The organism is Glycocaulis sp., assembly GCF_050485565.1.
GTDB lineage: Bacteria > Pseudomonadota > Alphaproteobacteria > Caulobacterales > Maricaulaceae > Glycocaulis.
Genome location: NZ_JBJHBQ010000009.1, coordinates 91,376 through 111,420, shown reverse-complemented (window position 1 = coordinate 111,420; position 20,045 = coordinate 91,376). Strand labels below are relative to the sequence as shown.

19 protein-coding genes are annotated in these 20,045 nt (G+C 63.7%); 8 read left to right on the top strand and 11 right to left on the bottom strand.

What is annotated here, in order from left to right; translation table 11 throughout:
- Nucleotides 1-3 precede the first annotated feature (3 nt).
- Nucleotides 4-870, bottom strand: coding sequence for a cytochrome c oxidase subunit II (gene coxB / locus ACQ5ID_RS11370; protein WP_429912560.1), 867 nt, complete (start codon nt 868-870; stop codon nt 4-6).
- Nucleotides 871-1,084: 214 nt separating this feature from the next.
- Here coxB and ACQ5ID_RS11365 point away from each other — a divergent pair, with 214 nt between their 5' ends.
- The 4 genes from ACQ5ID_RS11365 (at nt 1,085) to ACQ5ID_RS11350 (ending at nt 6,569) form a co-directional block, all read left to right on the top strand.
- On the top strand, nt 1,085-1,666 hold the full coding sequence (locus ACQ5ID_RS11365; protein ID WP_429912559.1) for a tetratricopeptide repeat protein: 582 nt from the start codon (nt 1,085-1,087) through the stop codon (nt 1,664-1,666).
- A gap of 454 nt (nt 1,667-2,120) precedes the next feature.
- On the top strand, nt 2,121-3,545 hold the full coding sequence (gene tldD, locus ACQ5ID_RS11360; protein ID WP_429912558.1) for a metalloprotease TldD: 1,425 nt from the start codon (nt 2,121-2,123) through the stop codon (nt 3,543-3,545).
- Nucleotides 3,529-4,431, top strand: coding sequence for a retropepsin-like aspartic protease (locus tag ACQ5ID_RS11355; protein WP_429912557.1), 903 nt, complete (start codon nt 3,529-3,531; stop codon nt 4,429-4,431). The genes tldD and ACQ5ID_RS11355 overlap by 17 nt, the downstream gene beginning before the upstream one ends.
- Nucleotides 4,432-4,556: 125 nt before the next feature.
- Nucleotides 4,557-6,569, top strand: coding sequence for a TonB-dependent receptor plug domain-containing protein (locus tag ACQ5ID_RS11350; protein WP_429912556.1), 2,013 nt, complete (start codon nt 4,557-4,559; stop codon nt 6,567-6,569).
- Nucleotides 6,570-6,614: 45 nt separating this feature from the next.
- Here the strand turns inward: ACQ5ID_RS11350 and ACQ5ID_RS11345 are convergent, their stop codons facing one another.
- The gene (locus ACQ5ID_RS11345; RefSeq protein WP_429912586.1) at nt 6,615-8,522 is read right to left on the bottom strand and encodes a peptide MFS transporter; all 1,908 of its coding nucleotides are present in this window, start codon (nt 8,520-8,522) and stop codon (nt 6,615-6,617) included.
- Between the two features lie 225 nt (nt 8,523-8,747).
- Here ACQ5ID_RS11345 and ACQ5ID_RS11340 point away from each other — a divergent pair, with 225 nt between their 5' ends.
- Nucleotides 8,748-9,419 (top strand): class I SAM-dependent methyltransferase, encoded by a 672-nt coding sequence (locus ACQ5ID_RS11340; RefSeq protein ID WP_429912555.1) that lies wholly within the window; start codon nt 8,748-8,750, stop codon nt 9,417-9,419.
- A 200-nt stretch (nt 9,420-9,619) separates the two neighbouring features.
- Here the strand turns inward: ACQ5ID_RS11340 and ACQ5ID_RS11335 are convergent, their stop codons facing one another.
- The 4 genes from ACQ5ID_RS11335 to ACQ5ID_RS11320 are packed head-to-tail and all read right to left on the bottom strand — an operon-like array spanning nt 9,620 to nt 11,901.
- Nucleotides 9,620-10,048, bottom strand: coding sequence for a DUF1178 family protein (locus tag ACQ5ID_RS11335; protein ID WP_429912554.1), 429 nt, complete (start codon nt 10,046-10,048; stop codon nt 9,620-9,622).
- A complete protein-coding gene (locus ACQ5ID_RS11330) occupies nt 10,045-10,869 on the bottom strand; it encodes a carbon-nitrogen hydrolase family protein (protein ID WP_429912553.1) in 825 nt (274 codons plus the stop codon). Before ACQ5ID_RS11330 ends, ACQ5ID_RS11335 begins: the two co-directional genes overlap by 4 nt.
- Entirely contained in the window at nt 10,869-11,135 is a 267-nt protein-coding gene (grxC, locus tag ACQ5ID_RS11325; protein WP_429912552.1) for a glutaredoxin 3, read from the bottom strand. The genes ACQ5ID_RS11330 and grxC overlap by 1 nt, the downstream gene beginning before the upstream one ends.
- Nucleotides 11,136-11,175: 40 nt before the next feature.
- Complete coding sequence (locus ACQ5ID_RS11320; RefSeq protein ID WP_429912551.1) at nt 11,176-11,901, bottom strand: ComF family protein; 726 nt, start codon at nt 11,899-11,901, stop codon at nt 11,176-11,178.
- A 47-nt stretch (nt 11,902-11,948) separates the two neighbouring features.
- On the opposite strand from ACQ5ID_RS11320, the gene ACQ5ID_RS11315 reads away from it, so the two are divergent.
- Nucleotides 11,949-12,872: a methyltransferase domain-containing protein gene (locus ACQ5ID_RS11315; RefSeq protein WP_429912550.1), complete on the top strand. Its 924-nt coding sequence runs from the start codon at nt 11,949-11,951 to the stop codon at nt 12,870-12,872.
- Nucleotides 12,873-12,878: 6 nt separating this feature from the next.
- Here ACQ5ID_RS11315 and ACQ5ID_RS11310 read toward each other — a convergent pair whose 3' ends face one another.
- Together ACQ5ID_RS11310 and ACQ5ID_RS11305 are read right to left on the bottom strand one after the other, a co-directional pair.
- A complete protein-coding gene (locus tag ACQ5ID_RS11310) occupies nt 12,879-13,463 on the bottom strand; it encodes a hypothetical protein (protein ID WP_429912549.1) in 585 nt (194 codons plus the stop codon).
- Between the two features lie 3 nt (nt 13,464-13,466).
- Nucleotides 13,467-14,474 carry an AraC family transcriptional regulator gene (locus tag ACQ5ID_RS11305; protein ID WP_429912548.1) on the bottom strand — a complete coding sequence of 336 codons (1,008 nt, stop codon included), beginning with the start codon at nt 14,472-14,474 and terminating at the stop codon, nt 13,467-13,469.
- Nucleotides 14,475-14,588: 114 nt separating this feature from the next.
- On the opposite strand from ACQ5ID_RS11305, the gene ACQ5ID_RS11300 reads away from it, so the two are divergent.
- Nucleotides 14,589-15,395: a DUF2306 domain-containing protein gene (locus ACQ5ID_RS11300; protein WP_429912547.1), complete on the top strand. Its 807-nt coding sequence runs from the start codon at nt 14,589-14,591 to the stop codon at nt 15,393-15,395.
- A 26-nt stretch (nt 15,396-15,421) separates the two neighbouring features.
- Here the strand turns inward: ACQ5ID_RS11300 and ACQ5ID_RS11295 are convergent, their stop codons facing one another.
- From ACQ5ID_RS11295 to ACQ5ID_RS11285, 3 genes are read right to left on the bottom strand one after another with little or no spacing between them, the layout of a single operon-like run.
- Nucleotides 15,422-15,670, bottom strand: a complete 249-nt coding sequence (locus ACQ5ID_RS11295) for a Flp family type IVb pilin (RefSeq protein ID WP_429912546.1) — start codon at nt 15,668-15,670, stop codon at nt 15,422-15,424.
- Nucleotides 15,586-16,005 carry a (deoxy)nucleoside triphosphate pyrophosphohydrolase gene (locus tag ACQ5ID_RS11290; RefSeq protein ID WP_429912545.1) on the bottom strand — a complete coding sequence of 140 codons (420 nt, stop codon included), beginning with the start codon at nt 16,003-16,005 and terminating at the stop codon, nt 15,586-15,588. Before ACQ5ID_RS11290 ends, ACQ5ID_RS11295 begins: the two co-directional genes overlap by 85 nt.
- 48 nt (nt 16,006-16,053) lie before the next feature.
- A complete protein-coding gene (locus ACQ5ID_RS11285) occupies nt 16,054-17,097 on the bottom strand; it encodes a peptidylprolyl isomerase (protein ID WP_429912544.1) in 1,044 nt (347 codons plus the stop codon).
- A gap of 146 nt (nt 17,098-17,243) precedes the next feature.
- Between ACQ5ID_RS11285 and secA the strand changes: the two genes are divergently transcribed.
- Complete coding sequence (secA, locus tag ACQ5ID_RS11280) at nt 17,244-20,003, top strand: preprotein translocase subunit SecA (protein ID WP_429912543.1); 2,760 nt, start codon at nt 17,244-17,246, stop codon at nt 20,001-20,003.
- Nucleotides 20,004-20,045: the final 42 nt, after the last annotated feature.

The following is a 20,045-nucleotide window of genomic DNA, read 5'->3' as shown; positions in this document are numbered from 1 at the left end:
GGATTACTGAGCCGCCGCGACGCGGGTGGCGCGCTGGCTGGCATAATAGGAAGCAAGGACGTCAGACGCGGTGTAGGGATCGGCATTGGCCGCTTCGGTCCAGGCGGTAAACACGGTCTCAGGCACGACATGCACCTCGATGGGCATGAAGGCGTGGCGGATGCCGCAGATTTCAGAGCACTGCCCGAAATAGATGCCTTCATTGCCTTCCGGCACGAGGAACCAGGTTTCGTTCAGGCGGCCGGGAATGCCGTCCATCTTCACTCCGAAGGCCGGGACGGCCCAGGAGTGGATAACGTCAGAGGCCGTCACCTGCACGCGCACCGTTGCGCCAGACGGCACGACAATCGGCACATCCGTGCTCAGAAGGCGCAGCTGCTCCCAGTTCTCGTTGGTGAGCTCATCGTCTTCGAGCATGTTGGAAATGAACTCGAACCCGCCATGGTCGGGATACTCATAGGTCCAGTTCCACTGATTGCCGGTCACCTTGATGGTGAAATCGGCCTCCGGGATCACGTCCTGGAAATAGAGCAGGCGGAAGGAAGGCACCGCAATCACGATGAGGATCAGCACCGGCACCGCCGTCCAGATGATCTCGATCAGCGTGTTGTGGCTGAATTTCTTGGGCTCGGGATTGGTCTTGGCCCGGTAGCGTACGGCGATCCACAAGATCAGGCCGAGCACCAGAAGACAGATCGCCGAGATGATCCACAAAAGCAGATTGTGGAAGGAGACGATATTCTCCATCACCGGCGTCACGGCTTCCTGCAGACCCAGCCCGCCATCTACCGGCGCACCGATAATCGTGGCCGATGCCGCGCCGGTCAGTACGGCGGCGAGACCCGCTCCGGCTATGAGCTTCAAACGCATGGAACCCCCAAGACTTTTTCTGGCAGCCTGCAGGGCGCGGCCCTGCTTCGTGCAGCGGAATATAGAACCGGCCTGCGCCGGTGTCATTGCGACATGAGCGCCTTTTTGTCGCAAGGCACCCACATAATTCAGTTCCGCCCGGACATTCGGTTTGATGCGGGCTTGCGCTGTCTGCTAGCCTTACACGAAGAAAATCTCAAGCGCCGGAGACGTCATGAACGCCCTTATTGCGCACAAGCGCCGTCAGATCGCCTGCCTCGCCGGCCTTGTAATTGCCGTCACCAGCAGCGCCGGAGCCTTTGCCCAGGAGCGTGCACCAGCGGTGCGTTCGGCCATTTCCGAATGTGAGGCGGCAGCGCTTTCAGGCACTGATGCTGCCCGCGCGCTTGGCGCATGTGACTTTGCGCTGCGTGATTCGAGCCTCGGTGACGAGGAGCGCGCCCGTCTGCATCTCAATCGCGCCGCCCTGTCGGCGGCACGCGGCGATGGCCGCAATGCCATGACGGACCTGAATGCCGCGCGCACGCTGCTGGACGATCTGCCGCAGCTTCATCTGACGCTCTCGGCAGCGCAGATACGCATCGGGGATTTCAACGGTGCGCAGGCTTCGGCCCGCCGCGCGCTGGAGCTGGGACTGGAGCCATCGCATCTGGCCCATTTCAACCGCGCCATCGCGCTGGAACGCCTCGGCCAGTATGACGATGCCTACGACGCCTATCGCGAAGCAGCGCGCCTTGCACCGGAGAACGCGCTGCTGGCCGCCCAGCCGCGCCGTTTTGCAAGGCATCAGCCTTAGGGCGTAAACCTTTCATCCTCTTCCGCCTCCATCTGTCATCACCCGCTTCATGCGGGTGATCCATGCCTCTTTTAGTTCCGCAACGCGTCCTCCGGCTTGATCGGGGATCGTGCTTTTCAGGCCGCTTTGCGGCCTGTCAGATATCCTGCAAGCCCCCTCCACCGGGGTCCCCCGCCCCGACGGGGGACCCATGGAATGTTTCGAGAGCTGAAAACATGGGTCCCGGGTCAAGCCCGGGAACCCGGTTGAAAGGCTCGATGGCAACCACCGGGGTCCCGGCCTCTGAGCCGGGATCCATGCCATTTTGCACGGACTTCGCTCTTCGATCTCTGGATCCCCGCCTGCGCGGGGATGACGAGGTGTTGAGCATCAGGAAAAGACCTGCGAGAGCAGGGTCGATAAGGCGGGCGCACGTCCCTATGTTGGGTGCTAGACGCCCAAGCAGGAGAGCCCGATGGCCAGCACGCCTTCCACCGATCCGTTTGACGGATTTGCCTTCGATGCCGAAGACGCTGGCCGCGTATTGCGCGACAGCCTTGCCGGAGCGGACGATGGCGAGCTGTTCCTTGAAACAGAAGCCAACGAGACTCTGGCCTTCGATGATGGACGGCTAAAAGCGGCGAGCTTTGATGCCGGGCGCGGTTTTGGCCTGCGCGGCGTGTTTGGCGAGACCACCGGCTTTGCGCACTCCAATGATGTAAGCCTTGCCGCGCTCAAACGTGCCGGCGAAACAGCCGCAGCCGCCCGGCAGGGCCGCAACGCGGTGATGGCGCCGCCCCCGCACGGCACCAACGTGAAGCTCTATGATGATGTCGATGTGATCGGCGAGCCGGGCTTCGAGGCAAAAGCCGCCCTTCTGGGCGAGATAGACGCATGGCTGCGCGCGCGCGATCCGGAAGTGGTGCAGGTGGGCTGTTCCATCGCCGCCTCGCGCCGTGTCATCGGCATTGTGCGCGCCGATGGCTACATGGCCCATGATGTACGCCCGCTGGTACGGCTGAACATCTCCGTCACCGTGGAGCGCAATGGACGTCGCGAAAGCGGCAGCGCTGGTGCCGGTGGCCGCGCGGAATTCTCCCAATGGCTGTCGCCTGAAAGCTGGCAGGGTCTTGCCGACGAGGCCCTGCGCGTGGCCAAGGTCAATCTCGAAGCAGTGGACGCCCCCGCAGGCGAATGGGAAGCGGTGCTGGGCGCAGGCTGGCCAGCTATTTTGCTGCACGAGGCGGTGGGCCACGGCCTGGAAGGCGATTTCAACCGCAAGGGCACCAGCGCGTTCGCCGGCCGGGTCGGCAAGCGTGTTGCCGCGCCGGGCGTCACCGTCATTGATGACGGCACCATTCCCAATCGCCGCGGCTCTTTGACCATTGATGATGAAGGCACGCCGACGGGCCGCACGACGCTGATCGAGGACGGCATTCTGGTCGGCTTCATGCAGGACCGGATGAATGCCCGCCTGATGGGCGTTGAACCCACGGGCAATGGACGGCGCGAAAGCTATGCCCACGCGCCCATGCCACGCATGACCAACACGATCATGACCGGTGGAGAGCACGATCCGAAGGAGATCCTCGAAAGCCTGGACGACGGCATCTATGCCGCCAATTTCGGCGGCGGGCAGGTGGACATCACCTCTGGCAAATTCGTCTTCCGCTGCACCGAGGCCTACCGCGTGCGCGGCGGCAAGATCGCCGAACCGATCAAGGGCGCAACCCTGATCGGCGACGGCCCCAGCGCCCTCACCCGCATCTCCATGATCGGTAATGATTTTGCCATGGACCCCGGCATCGGCACGTGCGGCAAGGCAGGCCAGGGCGTACCGGTTGGCGTTGGCCAGCCGACCCTGAAAATCGCCGGGATCACCGTTGGCGGCGCAGGCTAAGCCCCTCACAGCTGCCTCTGCGGCTCTGGCCGTAGCGGTTCTGGCCGTAGCGGTTCTGACCCTCTGCCCGGCCGCCTTCGCCGATCCCGTTTCCTTAAGCCGCAGCGCGGACGGCCACGCCGTGGTGGAGCTTTCCACCCCGTCCGGCACTCTGCGGCTGGCGCTCGATACCGGGGCGGAAACCAGCGCCCTGACCGAAGCGGCCATTACGCGATTGGGCCTCGCCTCTGCATCCACAGGCAGTGCGTCCCTCACCGCCCTTACCGGCCAGTCCCGTGTGGACCGCTACACCTTGACTGGCGCGCAGTTGGGCGGGCTGGACCTGCCTGAGCTTTTGCCCGTAGCCCTGTCTGACGCTCCGGATTCGGGCGGGCAACTGGACGGGTTTCTGGGACTGGATGCGCTGATCGGGCGAAGTTGGCGCATTGATCTCGCCGCGAACCGGCTGGAACCGGTCCCCGACCGGCCCTGCACACCGGGTGCGCCATCCCTCCCGGCCATCGAAGGCGAGATCAACAGCCGCGCGATTCTGATTATGGTCGATACCGGCCTGACCGGATCGGTGGGCAACCCTGCTCTCGCCCGCCAGCTATCGCCTGTAGCAGGACGCACGGGACGCGCCACAATCATCGGAGCGGATGGCGAGGCGATCCCGGCCCGCATGATGCGCGCCCGGCTTTTGCGCGCTGGCGGCCTGGATCGGCGCAATGTGGAAATCGCCATCGCCGCCCTGCCCGTCTTCGAGGCGATGGGCATGACGGACCACCCCGCCCTCTTCGCTGGCATGGATTTGCTGAACGCCAGCATTATCACGCTGACCGTAACCGGCGGCACAGCCTGTGTAGAGTTAAGCGCAGCCCGGCACACCTCATTTTCGGCAGAATAGCTGCAGCGCAACATTACAGGAAAGCAATTAAATAACTGAAATGTGAGGCACATTTCTGCATCGTAACTATTATATGACGCGCAGGAAGCGCACACACCCTCCCATGTCTTGGGAGGGACCATATTGTGAAACACCTGTTCTGTTCGGCGGCCATCGCGCTCGCCATCACCGCCCCCGCTGCGCTCGCGCAGGAAAGCCTGCCTGCCCAGAGCGGCGCGGCTGAAAACATCCTCGTCTACGAACCGGACTTCTTCGCGGCGGCCAATCCGTCCAATGCGCTGGACATGGTCAATCGCATTCCCGGCTTCTCGGTCAGTGACGGTGCCTCGGTGCGCGGGTTTGCGGGCGCCGGCGGCAATGTGCTGATAAACGGAGCGCGGCCGGCCTCCAAGGACGATACCGGCACATCCGTGCTGACGCGCACCCCGGCAAGCCGGGTGGAGCGGATCGAGCTGATCCGTGGCGGCGCGCCGGGCATCGACATGCAAGGCCAGAGCGTGGTCGTGAACGTCATTCTAAGCCGCGAGATGTCACGCCAACATACCGTTCAGGCCCAGCTTCACGCCTTCGAGGGCGGCCCTGCAATGCCGTCTGCGCGCTACGAGTTCTCTTCCAGCAACAACGACACCCAGTGGGGCTTTCAGGTGGGGCGCACAATCGCCATGAACGATTCCACCGGCTGGGGCACATCAACCCGGCGCGACGCATCCGGCGCAATTATCTCCGAGGAGCGTCAGCGCAACCGTTTCGACGGCGGGGGCTGGAGTACGCGCGGCAACTGGTCCGGGCCGGTTGGCCAGGGGCGGCTGGAAATCACCGGCGGCTATAACTGGTTTGAATTTGAAGATGAGCTGTCGTTCAGCGTGCCGGGATCGCCTGAGCGGCTATTCACGTTCGACGATGATGTCAGCCGGGCCGATCTGGGGCTGAGATATGAACGCGCGCTGGGCGAGACGCTGAACCTGGAAACCCGCCTGATCCAGAATTACCGCTGGGGCGGGTTTGCCAACAGCGCGCAAGGCCCCGGCCTCGACCAGCGGTTCGAAGCGGACCGCACCTCCGGCGAGACGATTGCGCGCGGCGTGCTGCGCTGGGAGCGCAGCGAGAGCCTGACCTGGGAAGGCGGCGGTGAGCTGGCCTACAACTTCATGGACACCGACCAGAGCTTCTTCAGCGATGGCGCGCCGGTTGCCCTGCCGCTGGCGTCCACGCTAGTGGAAGAAATCCGCGGTGAAATGTTCGGTCAGGCCAGCTGGAGACGCTCCGAACGGCTGCGCCTTGAAGCTGGCTTGAGGCTGGAACACTCCACCATCCGCCAGAGCGGAGACGCCTCGGCCGAACGCAGCTTCTTCTATCCAAAGCCGCGCCTTGCCCTGACCTTCGACCCGGTTGAGAACCGCCAGATACGCCTGCGGTTCGAACGCGAGGTCGGCCAGCTCAATTTCGGTGATTTTGCTGCCTCCAGCTCGCTGTCGAGCGATCAGGTGCGCGGTGGCAATTCGCAGATTCGCCCGCAACAGAACTGGGTCAGCGAGGCGGTATTTGAGCAGCGTTTCAATGGCGAGGGGGTCGCCACACTGACCTTGCGCTACGACACGATATCCGACGTGATCGATGTCATTCCGCTAGATGACGGGCTGACGGCCATCGGCAATATCGGCGATGGCAGCCTGGCACGCATTGCCGCCAATGTTCGCCTTCCCTTGCGCGATGTGGGGCTGGAGCGCGGGCGCGTCACCTTCGATGTCCGGTACGATCATACGCGCGTGACCGATCCCACAACGGGTGCGGACCGTCAGATATCACGCGTGCGCCCGCTGACCGGTAGCATCAACTTTGAAAACGACGTGCCGGACTGGAATTTGCGCTGGGGCGTGAACTACCTGCCATACTACCGCGAAACGAGTTTCCAGCCGGACCAGAAGCGCTGGTTCGAGCTGCACAACTACGTCACGCTGTTTGCCGAGTACACGTTCGACAACGGGTTGGCAGCCTATCTGGCCGTGACGGTCTGGGACGATTTCCGCGTCGACAGGGAGGTTTACGCAGACAGGGCGACACAGGCCCTCGCCTTCCGCGAGGAACAGCGCATCGATCCGCGTGATTTCCTTCAATTCCGCCTGCGCCGGACGTTCTAGGGATCAGAAAATGCGGCCCGGAGGTCACACCTCCGGGCCTGCCTTCTAGTCCCGCACCGGCACGTCCGGTCCCGGCTCTGAAGGTCTGGCCATCTGGTCCTCGGCAAGGCCATGGCCGAGGCGTTTGAGCCAGAAGCTCGCCAGCCCCATCACGACGCCCAGCCCGATCCCGACCAGCCCCACCGTGCCGAACACGTCCGCATAGCCCGCAAGCGCACGCTCAGGGTCCAGCACCTGCCCGGCCACGGTGTCGGTGGCGGTCAGGGCGGCCAGCAGGCCCGCCACATATTGCGAGAAGGCGAGTGCGAGGAACCAGCCTGCCATCATGAAGCTGACCACCGCTGCCGGGGAGAGCTTGGTAATCGCGGAAAGGCCCACGGGCGACAGGCACAGCTCGCCGGTCGTGTGTAAGAGATAGGCCAGCGCCAGGAAGAAGAGCGGCACGCGGTAATTATCGTCGGCGAACTGCATCCCCCAGACCAGTACGAGGAAGCCAAGCCCCACCTGCACCAGAGCCAGTCCAAACTTCAGCGGCGTGTTGGGATTGCGCTGCAGCTTCGCCAGAAACGCCCACAGGCCCGCAAACAGCGGGGCGAAGATGAGGATGAAACCGGCATTGAAGGACTGGGTCTGGGAGGCGGTCAGCGTCATATCGAGCGCAATCGGGCCAAACGCGATCAGGCGTTCAGGCGACAGCTCCAGATTGGTATTGCGCGCGGCAAACAAATTCATCGACGAACCGGCCTGTTCAAACAGCGCCCAGAACACCACCGAAACCACGGTGAGGATGAGCGCGAGGATGAGCCTTTGTGTCTCCTCGGCCGTGCAGTTGGCGCGCATGAACCAGCCGATATAGCCCATGAAGAGCACTGCTCCGGCGATCAGCAGAAGCAGCATCGCGTCCACCCCGCCAACACCGGGCAGCTGCAGGCTGAGCTGGTGGGCCTGGATGAGGAACCAGACACCGCCCACGCCCAGAAAACCGAGCAGATAGATTACCGTCTCACGGCTGAGCGGCCCCAGCACGCGCGCTTTCAGCGCCACCGGATCGGGTGGATTGCCAACATCGGCGATCTGGCTCTTGCCGGGCAGGAAGAAAGCCAGCCGGCCGCGCACGAAGACGATCCAGCCGAACGCCATGCCAAGGCCGGCCAGCCCGAAACCGGCCCACCAGCCGACCGTCTCGCCCAAGAGGCCGCACAATATGGCCGCCCAGAAAGCTCCCAGATTGATGCCGTAATAGTAGAGCGTGAACCCGCCATCGCGGCGCGGATCGTGCTCCTCGTAGAGCTGGCCGACGATTGAAGAGATATTCGCCTTGAGAAAGGCTACCCCCATGATGATGAGCGAGAGCGCAAAATAGAGGATGGCGAGGCCGCGCCCGTCGCGATAGGTGACTTCCGTTTCAAAGCTGCCGGCAGGCAGGAGGGCGGGCAGGCTGGCCTCTGCGGGCAGGTCCGCGATGATGAGATCGCCTTCCCGGTTGGCCGAGAAGCTGTAAAGCGCGCCATCGACCTCCAGCTGGACGGTGCGCAAGCCCCCGCGCCCCTCGGCAACCAGCGAGTAGCCCGCACCGTCATAGCGCAACTCTTCCTCTGACGGGCGGCCCTCAATCCCCATGGCGAGGTGCCCGGCGACCAGCAGTAGCGCGCCGTAAGCAATGGCTTTGCGCGTGCCCAGATACCGGTCGGCCAGGAAACCGCCGATGAGCGGCATCAGATAGACCAGCGCCGTATAGGCCCCGTACTGGGTGCTGGCGAAGGCATCATCAAAGAGGAAATGCTGGGTCAGGTAGAAGATGAGGAGCGCGCGCATCCCGTAATAGGAGAAGCGCTCCCACATCTCGGCAAAGAAGAGGATATGCAGGCCCTTGGGGTGCTTTCGCATCTGGGTGATGACCGGCACTATCGTCACCAGCGTGACGAGAATCCCCACCAGCACAACGATATTGATGACCATGACTGCCCCCGACACGGGCCGGTCTCTGACGGCCGCCCCTGATCCTGATGTGCGCAACAGGATCACGCTCCGGCCCGTTCGGCAAGGTGGCGGGCGTATTGAAAGGCGCGGTGCGCAGGTATATTCAGGGCGCTGCTCTGGTGGAGCCGCGGGCTGTGACCACGCGAAAACTAAGTGCCCCGCGCCGGACGGTCTCCGGTCTGCGATGGAGCACGACCCATGAAAACCCCTATCTTCCTTGATGTCGAAACCGCCTATGATCGCTGGGCAGCAAGCTATGACGCCTACGATAATCCGATGGTGTATGCCGCCACGGCGGCGCTGGAACGCCATCTGGAGCGCTTCGCCGGTCAATCCGTGGCAGAGCTTGGCTGTGGCACTGGGCGCAATCTGGCGGCTCTGAGGCGTGCTAGCGCTGCCCGTCTATGGGGCTGTGACCTTTCGGCTGGCATGCTGGAAAAGGCGAAGCACGCCGCACCGGGTGCCACACTGGTCCAGCACGACATCACGCTGCCCCTGCGCGTTGAAACCGGCCATTTCGACGCCGCCCTTGTCAGCCTTGCCTATGAACATGTCGCAAAGCTGGACGAGCCAGCCGCCGAACTCGCCCGCATCGTCCGGCCCGGCGGGTTCGCGCTGATCCTCGAAATCCACCCCTTCATGACGCTTTCCGGCGTCGGCGCGCATTTCCCGGACGGTGATCACGACATTCACATGCCAAGCTATCCGCACAGCTTTTCAGACTGGCTCACGGCCTTTCGTCACGCAGGCCTGACGGTTTCGGGCTGCACCGAATGGCGGGGCCGCGACTTCGGACCGGACGCGCCTTCCAAACTGCGCGAGCGCTATGCCGACACGCCCTTCCTGGTGGAGTGGTCGGTGAGCCGGTAGGGCAATAACGTGCGAGCCAGTGTCTCCCCCCGCCTGCGGGGGGAGTGCCGCGAAGCGGCGAGGGGGGCAACTTAAAAACTTCCCCCCTCCGGTCCTTCGGACCACCTCCCCCGTAAACGGGGGAGGAAATCGCGTTGCAGGTATGGGTCCGCCGGACCTTGCTATCGCTCGGCCGGAGGATGACAAACGAGCGACAGCCCCTAATTCGCCTTCTTGGGCGGGGTGGGCGCAAAGGGTTCCGGCAAGGGTGCGCACGGCACCCCGTCCTCGGCCAGCTTTGCGCGTTCCTCCGGCGTCGTCTCGCCATAGATCAGGCGCTCGGGCTTTTCGCCCTCATGGATGGCGCGGGCTTCTGAGGCGAAGTCCGGGCCGACATAGTCGTAATTTTTACGGATATGGGCGCGCACCTTGCGGGCGACCGCTTCCATGTCCGGCTCGCCATTAGTGCTGGTTTCCCGGCCCTTGCTGGTACGCACAGAAGGGGCCATCACCGCGCGCGTGACAGCGACAGAGCCGCATTCAGGGCATTCGACCAGGCCGCGCGCTTCCTGGCTTTCATAGTCCTCGCTGGAGGAGAACCAGCCCTCAAAGCCATGGCCCTCATCGCATTGCAGGGCGTAGCGGATCATGGGCCGGTAAACTCCCGCCCGCCCTTTAGCGCCGGGATGCGCTGGCGGGCCGACAGCGCGTCTTCCGCGTCGATATCGGTATAGAGAATGCCCGGCTCATCATGGTCCAATACGCCGATCACATCGCCCCACGGACCCACCACCATGGAGCGTCCCCATGTCTTGCGGCCATCCGCGTGCGTGCCGCCCTGCGCGGGCGCGAGGATGAAGCTGCCCGTCTCAATGGCGCGGGCGCGCAAGAGCACCTCCCAGTGCGCCTTGCCGGTCGGGCGGGTGAAGGCGGCCGGCACTGTGATGGCGACCGCGCCGCCTATCGCCAGCGCGCGGTAGAGATAGGCAAAGCGCACATCGTAGCAGATGGTGAGGCCCAGCTTCATGCCCGCCGCCTCGGCGATCACCGCATGGGCGCCGGGCGCGTAATTGGTGCTCTCCGACCAGATCTCACCATTGCCGATGGCGACATCGAACATGTGGATCTTGTCGTAATGGGCTTTCAGCGCCCCATCCGGCCCGAACAGCATGGAGCGGTTCACCGCCCGGGCATCTGTGCCTTTAAGGGCCATTGAACCCGCCAGCAAATCGATCTTCAGCTCGGACGCCAGCGCCGCGAGGCGTTTGACGCCCCCATCCTCATCCGGCGCACGCAGGGTCTCGAACAGGGCCTTGGCATCCTTCTGCACCAGATTGGTCACTTCCGGCGTTGCCACCAGCTTTGCGCCCTCGCCCGCCGCCTGACGGATCGCAGCCTCGGCAGCGTCCATATTACGCTCCGGGTCCGTCCCTGAGCGCATCTGGACAAGGGCGATCTTCGTCTTCGCCATTACGCACCAGCCTTCAGTAGGGAATCGAGCCTGCCTTCAGCCTCCAGCGCGAAGAGATCATCGCAGCCGCCCACATGCGTCTCGCCGATAAATATCTGCGGGAAGGTATTGCGGCCCGAACGCTGCTGCATCTCTGCGCGCAAGACCGGATCAAAGCCCGCCTCGATCTCCTTCACCTCAACGCCCTTATCCTTCAGCAGCGACAGCGCGCGCGAGCAGAAGGCACAGAAGGGGCGGGTATAGATGGTGATGGCGGGAATGGTCATGGGCTTGGCTTTCGTGAATCAGCAAAATCAGGTCTGGCGCTTATGTAATGACGTCGCTGGTTCTGACAACGCGCGCAAGCGTCAGGGCATCAACGCGCGCCGCCCCTGCCCGTTTCAGGGCACGCGCGCACGCCTCCAGCGTCGCCCCGGTGGTGTAGACATCATCGATGAGGATCAGGCGCGCGCCCTTGATCCTCTCTTTTGCGCTTTGGCGCACCGCAAAGGCACCGGCGACATTGCGCCTGCGCCCCTTCGCGCTCTGCCCGCCCTGGCTGGGCGTGGCGCGGCGGCGCATGAGAATATGCGGATCGCATGTCACGCCGGAGAGCTTGGCCAGTGATTGCGCCAGCAATAGCGACTGGTTGAAGCGGCGCTGGCGCAGGCGGCGCGGATGCAGCGGTACAGGCACCAGATAATCGGCCTCTGCCAGCATGTCCCTGCCCGCCCGGCGCATCCAGCCGCCAAAGGCGGCAAGCCCGTCCACCCGCCCGCCATGTTTCAGCGAGAGGACGAGGCGGCGGCTTTCCGGCGTGTAGACGAAGGCGGAACGCGCGGTATCAAACGCGGGCGCACGCGCGGCGCACGGCCCGCACACCGCTCCTTCGCCCGGCGGCCAGTCGAACGGAAACCCGCACGAGGCACACTGCGGGTCATCAAGGAAAACGATCTTCGACCAGTCGGCAGGCGATAGCTGGCCATGGGCCGATACCGGCTCGTAGGAGAGCAGCGAAACCGGCGGCCAGATGAGGTCGGCAAAACCCCTCATCACCCGCGAGGCTTCCCTCGCGAGGCGTGCCGGTCCATATCCGCCCCATGGCATCATCCTCTGACACCCCGCCTCATCTGTTTGACCGCGCGCTGCTGCGTCGGCGCCGGACCCGTGCGGCAAGAGGCTATGAGGAATTTGCCTTTCTGGCGAGCCGTGCCGCCGACGATCTGGCCGACCGGCTGATGGCGGTGAACCGCACGTTTGACCGCGCGCTGGTGATCGGCGGGGCGGGCGCAGTGGGCCGGGCGATTGCCGCGCGCCCGGAGCTCGCCTCGAAAATCGGAACGCTGATCGAGGCGGATATATCGCCCGCCATGGCCACCAAAGCATCAGGCGCGGCACTGGTGATGGACGAGGAACGCCTGCCGATCGCCGACGAAAGCGCCGATCTCGTCCTCTCCTGCCTCTCCCTGCACTGGACGAATGATCTCGTTGGCGCGCTGATCCAGATCAATCGGGCCTTGAAGCCCGATGGCTTCTTTGCCTGCGCCATGCTGGGCGGAGCGACCCTGACAGAGCTGCGCCAATCCCTCATGGCTGCAGAGGACGAAATCTACGGACAGGTGTCGGCGCGCGTCTCGCCCTTTGCCGACACGGTGGATCTCGCCGGTCTGCTGGCGCGCGCTGGCTTTGCCATGCCGGTCTCGGATGTGGACCGGCTGACCGTGCGCTATGGCAATGCCTTCGTGCTGATGCGCGATTTGCGCCGCATGGGCGAGACGAGCGTGCTCGCGAGCCGCTCGCGCACGCCCGTCCACCGGCAATTCTTCGTCAAAACCGCGCAAGTTTACGCCGAGAGCTTCGCCGAAGCCGATGGCCGCATTCCGGCCAAATTTGAAATCCTGCACGCAGCCGGCTGGGCGCCCCATGAGAGCCAGCCAAAGCCCTTGCGCCCCGGCTCGGCGAAAGTGCGTCTCGCTGACGCGCTAGGGGTGACTGAGACAGGCACAGGCGAAAAGGCGGGCTAGCCCGCCTCACTCCGCGCGTATGGCCTCCCATACATTCTCCCGGCCGACGCGGGCCTCCCATTCGCGGTACTGCCCGGCCCAGCCTTGCGCATAATCCGGCAGGCCGCCCGGCGGCGGATCGCTGACATGAAAGGCCATGCCTTCCTTGAACCAGATAGGCGTGCGCTCGCGCCCCAGCAGGCCAAGCTCCTGCGCCTGCACCATGTGTATCAGCTCATGTTCCACGATATATGTCTGCCAGGCATGGGGCGCGATCACGATGCCCAGATCAAACACCGCAACACCGGCGCCCCTGCCCCCGAACGCGCGATAGCATGCGCGCGTCGAGCAGAAGACGGCGCGCGGCGGACGGTTCAGCGCGGTAAGCTTGGCGGCAACGTTCGCCATCCCTTCGGCATAGAGCTGCTCTGCCATGGGCAGGGCCGCGATATCGTCCACACAGACCGGCCCGGCGCAGGTAACGCCATTCAGCTCAGGGGCGATGATCCGGATGGGCTTGAAAAAGAGCCAGGCCGCCGCCGGTATCATCACGGCAATCAGCAGCAACGCACCGGCCAGCGCAATAACCAGCCCACCACGGCCAAACCGCATGCCCTAACCCTTCATCATGCTGGGCGGCTCGCCCGTCCAGCGCTTGAACGCACGTGAAAACGCCGCCGGATCGGAAAAGCCCAATAGATAGGCCGTCTCCTTCACCGACACCTTGCATCCGGCTAAGTAATGCAGGGCGAGCTGGTGGCGCAAGGCGTCAAGTATCTGCTCAAAGCTGGTCCCCTCGCCCTTCAGGCGGCGATAGAGCGTCTGGCGGCTGATGCCGAGCTGGCCAGCCACCGCCTCGGCGGACACCGTGCCGGTGTGCAGGGCAGGCAGTGCGGCAGCTTCCACCCGCGCGCGCAGGCTCTGCCCCTGCCCGATCCGCTCCAGCATCCGGTCAGCATGGGCGGCCAGCACGCCAAACACATAGCGCGGCTGCTCGGCAATGGTGTGGGAGAGCCACGCCTCGTCGATCCGCATCGCGTTCCAGCTCGCTCCAAACCGTACCGGTGCGCGGAAAATCTCCTGATACACGTCGCCATAACCCGGGTCGGGATAGCTGAGCTGTACTTCATGCACGAAGGGCGTATCGCCAAAACGGCGCGTGCCGCTGACCATCAGGGCAAAGCTGGTTTCCACCAGTTCGGGAAAGTCCGGCGGGATCACCCGGTTATCCACCAGCCACAAGGCACCGCCCTTGCGTTGCAGGGAGAAGCGCTCACCGCCATCGGCATTGGCCGCCTCCACCACCAGCTGGCCATAGCGGTTCATCTGGGCGAACGCGTCCAGCATGGTTTCCGACGCCAGGCAGATCAGGCCCAGTATCGAGATGTCCGACAGATCCACTGCCGCGCCATAGCGCAGCGCAAGAGCCGGATCGCCCGTCATCGCCTTGGCCGCGCGCATGAGGGCCACATAGCGCTCGAATGGAATGCGGGCATCGTGGTCGGCTAGGCTGTCAGGGGCGATGCCCGCAGCCTGCAACAACGCGTGGCGGCTGGCACCGCTGCGCTGGGCAAAATCCACCAGCGTAGCGGCATACCCGGCTGCGACCGTCGGCCCGCTCAACGGCAATCACCCGTGCTGGGTCCGCAGATCATGCCCGCGATACGTCCGGTCATGGAGCACCATCCGCGCAGCGATAAGCTCGCGGCAGGTCGATAACTCAAGGATAACAAACCCATGACTCGTCAAACTCCGCCCGGCGGCCTGCCCGCACGCCTGCTGCAAGCTTCGGCCGCACTCTGGTTCATCATTGCCGCCGCCTTCCAGCTTCTCTTCGCGTTCTACATCGCCGCGCTTTACGGCACCGGCACGTTACGCGGCGATAGCGCGGTGTGGAACCTCATCATGCGCAACGGGCATATCGAGGGCGATCCTGCAGGCAATGCAGCCATGATGGCCCATGTGCTGCTGGCCTGCCTGATTACGATTGGCGGACTGGCCCAGCTCACCCCCCAGATACGCAACCGGTTTCCGGCCTTTCACCGCTGGAATGGACGCTTTTACCTCACGCTGGCGGTTGTCATCTCGCTGGCCGGCCTGTTCCTGACCTGGACGCGCCCGGCGGCCAGCGGGCTTTCCAACGACGTCTCGATCTCGCTCAACGGCGTGCTGATCCTGATTTTCGCTGCCTTCACCGTGCGCCACGCCATGGCCCGCCGGATCGATACTCACCGGCGCTGGGCCACACGGCTCTTTCTGGCGGTCAGCGGGGTCTGGTTCCTGCGCATCATGATCTCCGGCTGGATCATGCTCCATCAGTCACCGCTCTGGCTGGGCGACCGGCTGGATGGCCCGGCAGGCGTATTCTTCGGCTTTGCCTCATTCCTCCTGCCGCTGGCCGTGTACGAGTTCTATCTGCGCGCTGGTGATGGCCAAAAAGCGGGAACAAAGCTCGTCATGGCGGCTCTCATCACCGGTCTGGCCGGGCTGACAGCGTTCGGAGGGTTTGCCGCCGCCATGATCATGTGGCTGCCGCACGTCTGAGCATTACGGAAGGTGGAAGCGGGCCGTTAGCTCCCCTCGCCCGATAGTGCGCTGGTAACCTCGGCCTCGACATTGGCCCACATGCCGCCATTGCCGCCGCTCAGAAGCGTCAGCGCGCTAATAAGCACGAGCGCGATCAGGCCCGCCATCACGGCGTACTCGATGGCGGTAGCGCCGCCTGTATCGGCTATCAGAGCCGGTCGCGCAGCTCTGCGGCCAAGGGAATGTCGGCGGGCAGAAGCGCATACCTGCTCAAATCGTGCGGTTTCACCCACGCGATGTCCTGGCCCTCTTTCGGGTCCGGGAACCCGTCCCATTTCCGGCACACATAAAGCGGCATCAGCAGATGGCGCCCGTCCTCCAGCGGATGGGATGCAAAGGCGAAGGGCTGCAGGCAACGCTCGCATGGCTCCACTCCCAGTTCCTCGCGCAGCTCGCGTACGACGGCCGCTTCGGGGTACTCACCCGGTTCCACCTTGCCGCCGGGAAACTCCCATTGCCCGGCAAACGCCTTGCCTGGCGGGCGCTGCGCGATCAGCACCCGGCCATCGGGGTCAATGAGAGCGCACGCCGCCACCAGCAAGAGGTGGGCTTTCTCAGCCGGCATCATGCCTCATCCTTCGTTAAATCGGAGTGTGTGGACACGGTTAGCGCGAACCTAACGCTCAGATGCCTCGCCGGCGTCATCCAGGTCGGCATCATCGGGTTCGTCATCGCCGGATTCTTCAGGGTCACCGGGCTGAACAGGGCCGGGCGCGCGTATCTGGGAGGGGGCAGGCACGCCACTGCGGGTGACCGGATATGTCTGGCGCACAGTGTCCAGCAACGTCTGTATCCCCTCCAGCGTCAGGAAGCGCACGATATTGCCGCGCAGGGATTCCAGCCCCGGGCGCGGCTGTACCCGCCGGTCGGCGACGCGCAGAACATGCCAGCCATAATCGGTCTGGAAGGGCTCGGAGATCACGCCCACTTCGGTGTCAAATGCCTGCCGGGAGAAAGCCTGCACCATGCCGTCGCGCGTGAAATAGCCCAGATCCCCGCCATCAAGGCGTGTGCCGGGATCCTGGCTGACCTGCCGGGCCAGCTGGGCGAAGTCCTCACCCTCGGCCAGCAGGCGGGCAACTTCCTCTGCCTCCTCTCGCGTCGTGACGAGGATGTGGCTGGCGCGCACTTCCTCCACACGCGGGGCAAGGCGGTTCTGCTCCTGGTAAATCCGCTCAATGGCCTCGTCAGTGATGGAGTTGGCCACCACGGTCTCGACCAGGATATTGCCCAGAATGCGTTCCTCGGCAGCGGCCAGACGGCGGCGCGCCTCGATATCGCGGTCCATGCCACGCCGCAGCGCTTCCAGGGCCAGCAGGCGCTGCTCGGTCAGCTCTGACAAAACCTGCTGGAAAATGGGGTCTGACGGCGCGACGCTGGCCGGGCTGTCATGCAGGCTGCGCGCAGCAATTTCGCGGCGCACATCAGAGGCATAGATGACGGTAGTCCCCACCTCTGCGACCACGGAATCGTCCGGCCCGGCAGGCTCCAGCGCGAGGAAGCGCGCCAGCACATCTACCCGCCCCTCGGCCCGCACGGCGGGTTCAACAGGTTCTGCCTGACGGTCAGGTTCAGCGCCGCACGCGGCGAGCACAGCAGCAGAGACGAAGATTGCGAGAGCTGCACTGCAGCGTCTGGCGGTCCGGTTCGATTGACACACTATGCCTGCCTCCTTAAGTCCCTGATCTAGAGCGCGCTGCTTCAGGGCCAGCGCCGCACAGGCGCCAGGGCCGCGTACGGGGACTGCCTTGTACACTGGCCCGGTGCGTCTGATCACCCATTTCGCCCCGCGACGGCTGATAAAACATGCTTTCTTTTACCCGCAAACTCTTTGGCTCCTCAAACGACCGTACCGTAAAGCGCATGATGCCCAAGGTGCATCAGATCAATGCGCTGGAGCCGGAATTCGAGCTGCTCGATGACGCAGCCCTGCAGGCCAAAACCGGCGAATTCAGGGCAAGGCTGGAAAAGGGCGAGACGCTCGACAGCCTGCTGATAGAAGCGTTTGCCGCCGTTCGCGAAGCCGCCAAACGCTCCCTCGGCCAGCGCCATTACGATGTGCAGCTGCTCGGCGGGATGGTACTGCACGAGGGCGGCATTGCCGAGATGAAGACCGGCGAAGGCAAGACGCTTGTCTCCACGCTCGCCGCCTATCTCAATGCGCTGCCGGGTAAAGGCGTGCATGTGGTCACGGTCAACGATTACCTGGCCCAGCGCGACTCCGAGTGGATGGGCAGGGTGTTTGAACGCCTCGGCATGAAGACCGGCGTCATTCTCAACCAGATGCTCGATGAAGAGCGCCGCCGCGCCTATGCCTGTGACATCACCTACGGCACGAATAACGAGCTTGGCTTCGACTATCTGCGCGATAACATGAAGTATTCGCTGCGCGAGATGGTGCAGCGCGGCCATGCCTACGCCATTGTCGACGAGGTGGACTCCATCCTGATCGACGAGGCGCGCACCCCGCTCATCATTTCCGGGCGCACAGATGACCGCTCCGATTTCTACAAGACGATCGACAAGCTGATCCCCTTCCTGAATGACGAGGATTTTGCGCTCGACGAGAAGAACCGCTCCGTCACCTTCACCGAGGAAGGCAACGAGCATATCGAGGAACTTCTGCGCGAGCACGGCCTGCTGGATGAGGGTGATCTCTACGATATCGAGAACATCGCGACGGTTCACCACGTGAACCAGGCCCTCAAGGCCCACAAGATGTTCCAGCGCGACAAGGATTATATCGTCCGCGACGACAAGGTGATGCTCATCGACGAGTTCACCGGGCGGATGATGACGGGACGGCGCCTGTCGGACGGCCTGCATCAGGCCATCGAGGCGAAGGAAAATGTCGAGATCCAGCCTGAGAACCAGACGCTGGCCTCCATCACCTTCCAGAACTATTTCCGCCTCTACAAGAAGCTGTCAGGCATGACCGGCACGGCCTCGACCGAAGCTGAGGAATTTGCCGGCATTTACAGCCTTGGCGTCTCGGAAATCCCGACCAATCGCCCCGTCCAGCGTATTGACGAGGAAGACGAGCTCTACCGCACCGCCAAGGAAAAATACGACGCGATCATTACCAGCATCGAGGAAGCGCACGGGCGCGGCCAGCCCATCCTCGTCGGCACTGTGTCCATCGAGAAATCCGAAGTGCTCTCCGAGCTTCTGAAGAAGCGCAAGATCAAGCACCAGGTCCTCAATGCGCGCTATCACGAGCAGGAAGCCTCCATCATCGCGCAGGCCGGCGTTCCCGGTGCCGTAACCATCGCCACCAACATGGCCGGGCGCGGCACCGACATCCAGCTCGGCGGCAATGTCGACTTTCTGGTCAATGACTGGCTGAGCGAAGAGCGAAAAGCCGGTCGCGAGCCGGACGACACGGCCGTTTCCGAAAAGCGCAAAGCCATCGAGGCCGAAGTCGCCGAACGCAAGAAAGCCGCGCTGGAAGCAGGCGGTCTCTACGTGATCGGCACCGAGCGCCATGAATCGCGCCGGATCGATAACCAGCTGCGCGGTCGGACGGGCCGTCAGGGTGATCCGGGCCGCTCGAAATTCTTCATTTCGGTGGAAGACGACCTGCTGCGCATTTTCGCGCCGGAGCGCCTCGACACCATCATGCGCACCATGGGCATGAAGGAAGGCGAAGCCATCCAGCACCCCTGGATGTCCAAAGCGGTCGAAACCTCGCAGAAGAAAGTCGAGCAGCGCAATTTCGACATCCGCAAGAACATTCTCAAATACGACGACGTGATGAACGATCAGCGCAAGGCGATCTTCGAGCAGCGCATCGAGTTCATGGAATCGGAGAATGTGTCCGACGTCGTAAAGGACATGCGCCATCAATGCGCCGAAGACCTCGTCGAGCGTCACATGCCGCCGCGCGCCTATGCCGACCAGTGGGATACTGACGGCCTGCAGGAAGAGGTCGAGAAGCACTTCAACGTCCAGCTTCCGATCAAGGAATGGGCAGCAGAAGACGGCATCGCCAACGAGGAAATCCTTGAGCGCATCCTGAAAGCGGCTGATGAGGCGTACGCCGAGAAGGCCGCCAATACGGGGCCGGAGCTGATACGCCGGATCGAAAAGCAGATGCTGCTGCAGACTATCGACCATAACTGGCGCGAGCATCTGCACCAGCTTGACGCGCTGCGTTCGGTGATTGGTCTGCGCGGCTATGCCCAGCGCGATCCGCTGAACGAGTACAAGAGCGAGGCGTTCGCGCTGTTTGAAAGCCTGCTGGACAATCTGCGCTTTGAAACCACGCGCATCCTGTCCTCCATCCGGGTCGAGCCTGCCGCGCCGCCTCCGGAAATGCCGCGCGCACCGCAAAACATGCAGGCCAGCCGCGTCGATCCGACGACCGGCGAGCCTGTCTCGGGCGATGGTGCGCCCCGGACACCGGCGCGTGGCCCGGCGGTCAGCCGCGCTGCTGCCGCGACCTTGGACCCGAACGACCCGTCCACCTGGGGTCGCGTGCAACGCAACGCCCCCTGTCCGTGCGGATCAGGCAAGAAGTACAAGCATTGCCACGGGGCTATCGGGGCTGAATCCCCCGCGCCCTGAACTCCCGGAAGCCCGAAGGGCTATCCGGGACCTCGTGCAAGA

Excerpts from the sequence above, each read along its gene's own strand:
- coxB (WP_429912560.1), bottom strand. The coding sequence starts at position 870 with ATGCGTTTGAAGCTCATAGCCGGAGCGGGTCTCGCCGCCGTACTGACC.
- ACQ5ID_RS11365 (WP_429912559.1), top strand. The coding sequence starts at position 1,085 with ATGAACGCCCTTATTGCGCACAAGCGCCGTCAGATCGCCTGCCTCGCC.
- tldD (WP_429912558.1), top strand. The coding sequence starts at position 2,121 with ATGGCCAGCACGCCTTCCACCGATCCGTTTGACGGATTTGCCTTCGAT.
- ACQ5ID_RS11340 (WP_429912555.1), top strand. The coding sequence starts at position 8,748 with ATGAAAACCCCTATCTTCCTTGATGTCGAAACCGCCTATGATCGCTGG.
- ACQ5ID_RS11335 (WP_429912554.1), bottom strand. The coding sequence starts at position 10,048 with ATGATCCGCTACGCCCTGCAATGCGATGAGGGCCATGGCTTTGAGGGC.
- ACQ5ID_RS11330 (WP_429912553.1), bottom strand. The coding sequence starts at position 10,869 with ATGGCGAAGACGAAGATCGCCCTTGTCCAGATGCGCTCAGGGACGGAC.
- grxC (WP_429912552.1), bottom strand. The coding sequence starts at position 11,135 with ATGACCATTCCCGCCATCACCATCTATACCCGCCCCTTCTGTGCCTTC.
- ACQ5ID_RS11320 (WP_429912551.1), bottom strand. The coding sequence starts at position 11,901 with ATGAGGGGTTTTGCCGACCTCATCTGGCCGCCGGTTTCGCTGCTCTCC.
- ACQ5ID_RS11315 (WP_429912550.1), top strand. The coding sequence starts at position 11,949 with ATGGCATCATCCTCTGACACCCCGCCTCATCTGTTTGACCGCGCGCTG.
- ACQ5ID_RS11310 (WP_429912549.1), bottom strand. The coding sequence starts at position 13,463 with ATGCGGTTTGGCCGTGGTGGGCTGGTTATTGCGCTGGCCGGTGCGTTG.
- ACQ5ID_RS11300 (WP_429912547.1), top strand. The coding sequence starts at position 14,589 with ATGACTCGTCAAACTCCGCCCGGCGGCCTGCCCGCACGCCTGCTGCAA.
- ACQ5ID_RS11290 (WP_429912545.1), bottom strand. The coding sequence starts at position 16,005 with ATGATGCCGGCTGAGAAAGCCCACCTCTTGCTGGTGGCGGCGTGCGCT.
- secA (WP_429912543.1), top strand. The coding sequence starts at position 17,244 with ATGCTTTCTTTTACCCGCAAACTCTTTGGCTCCTCAAACGACCGTACC.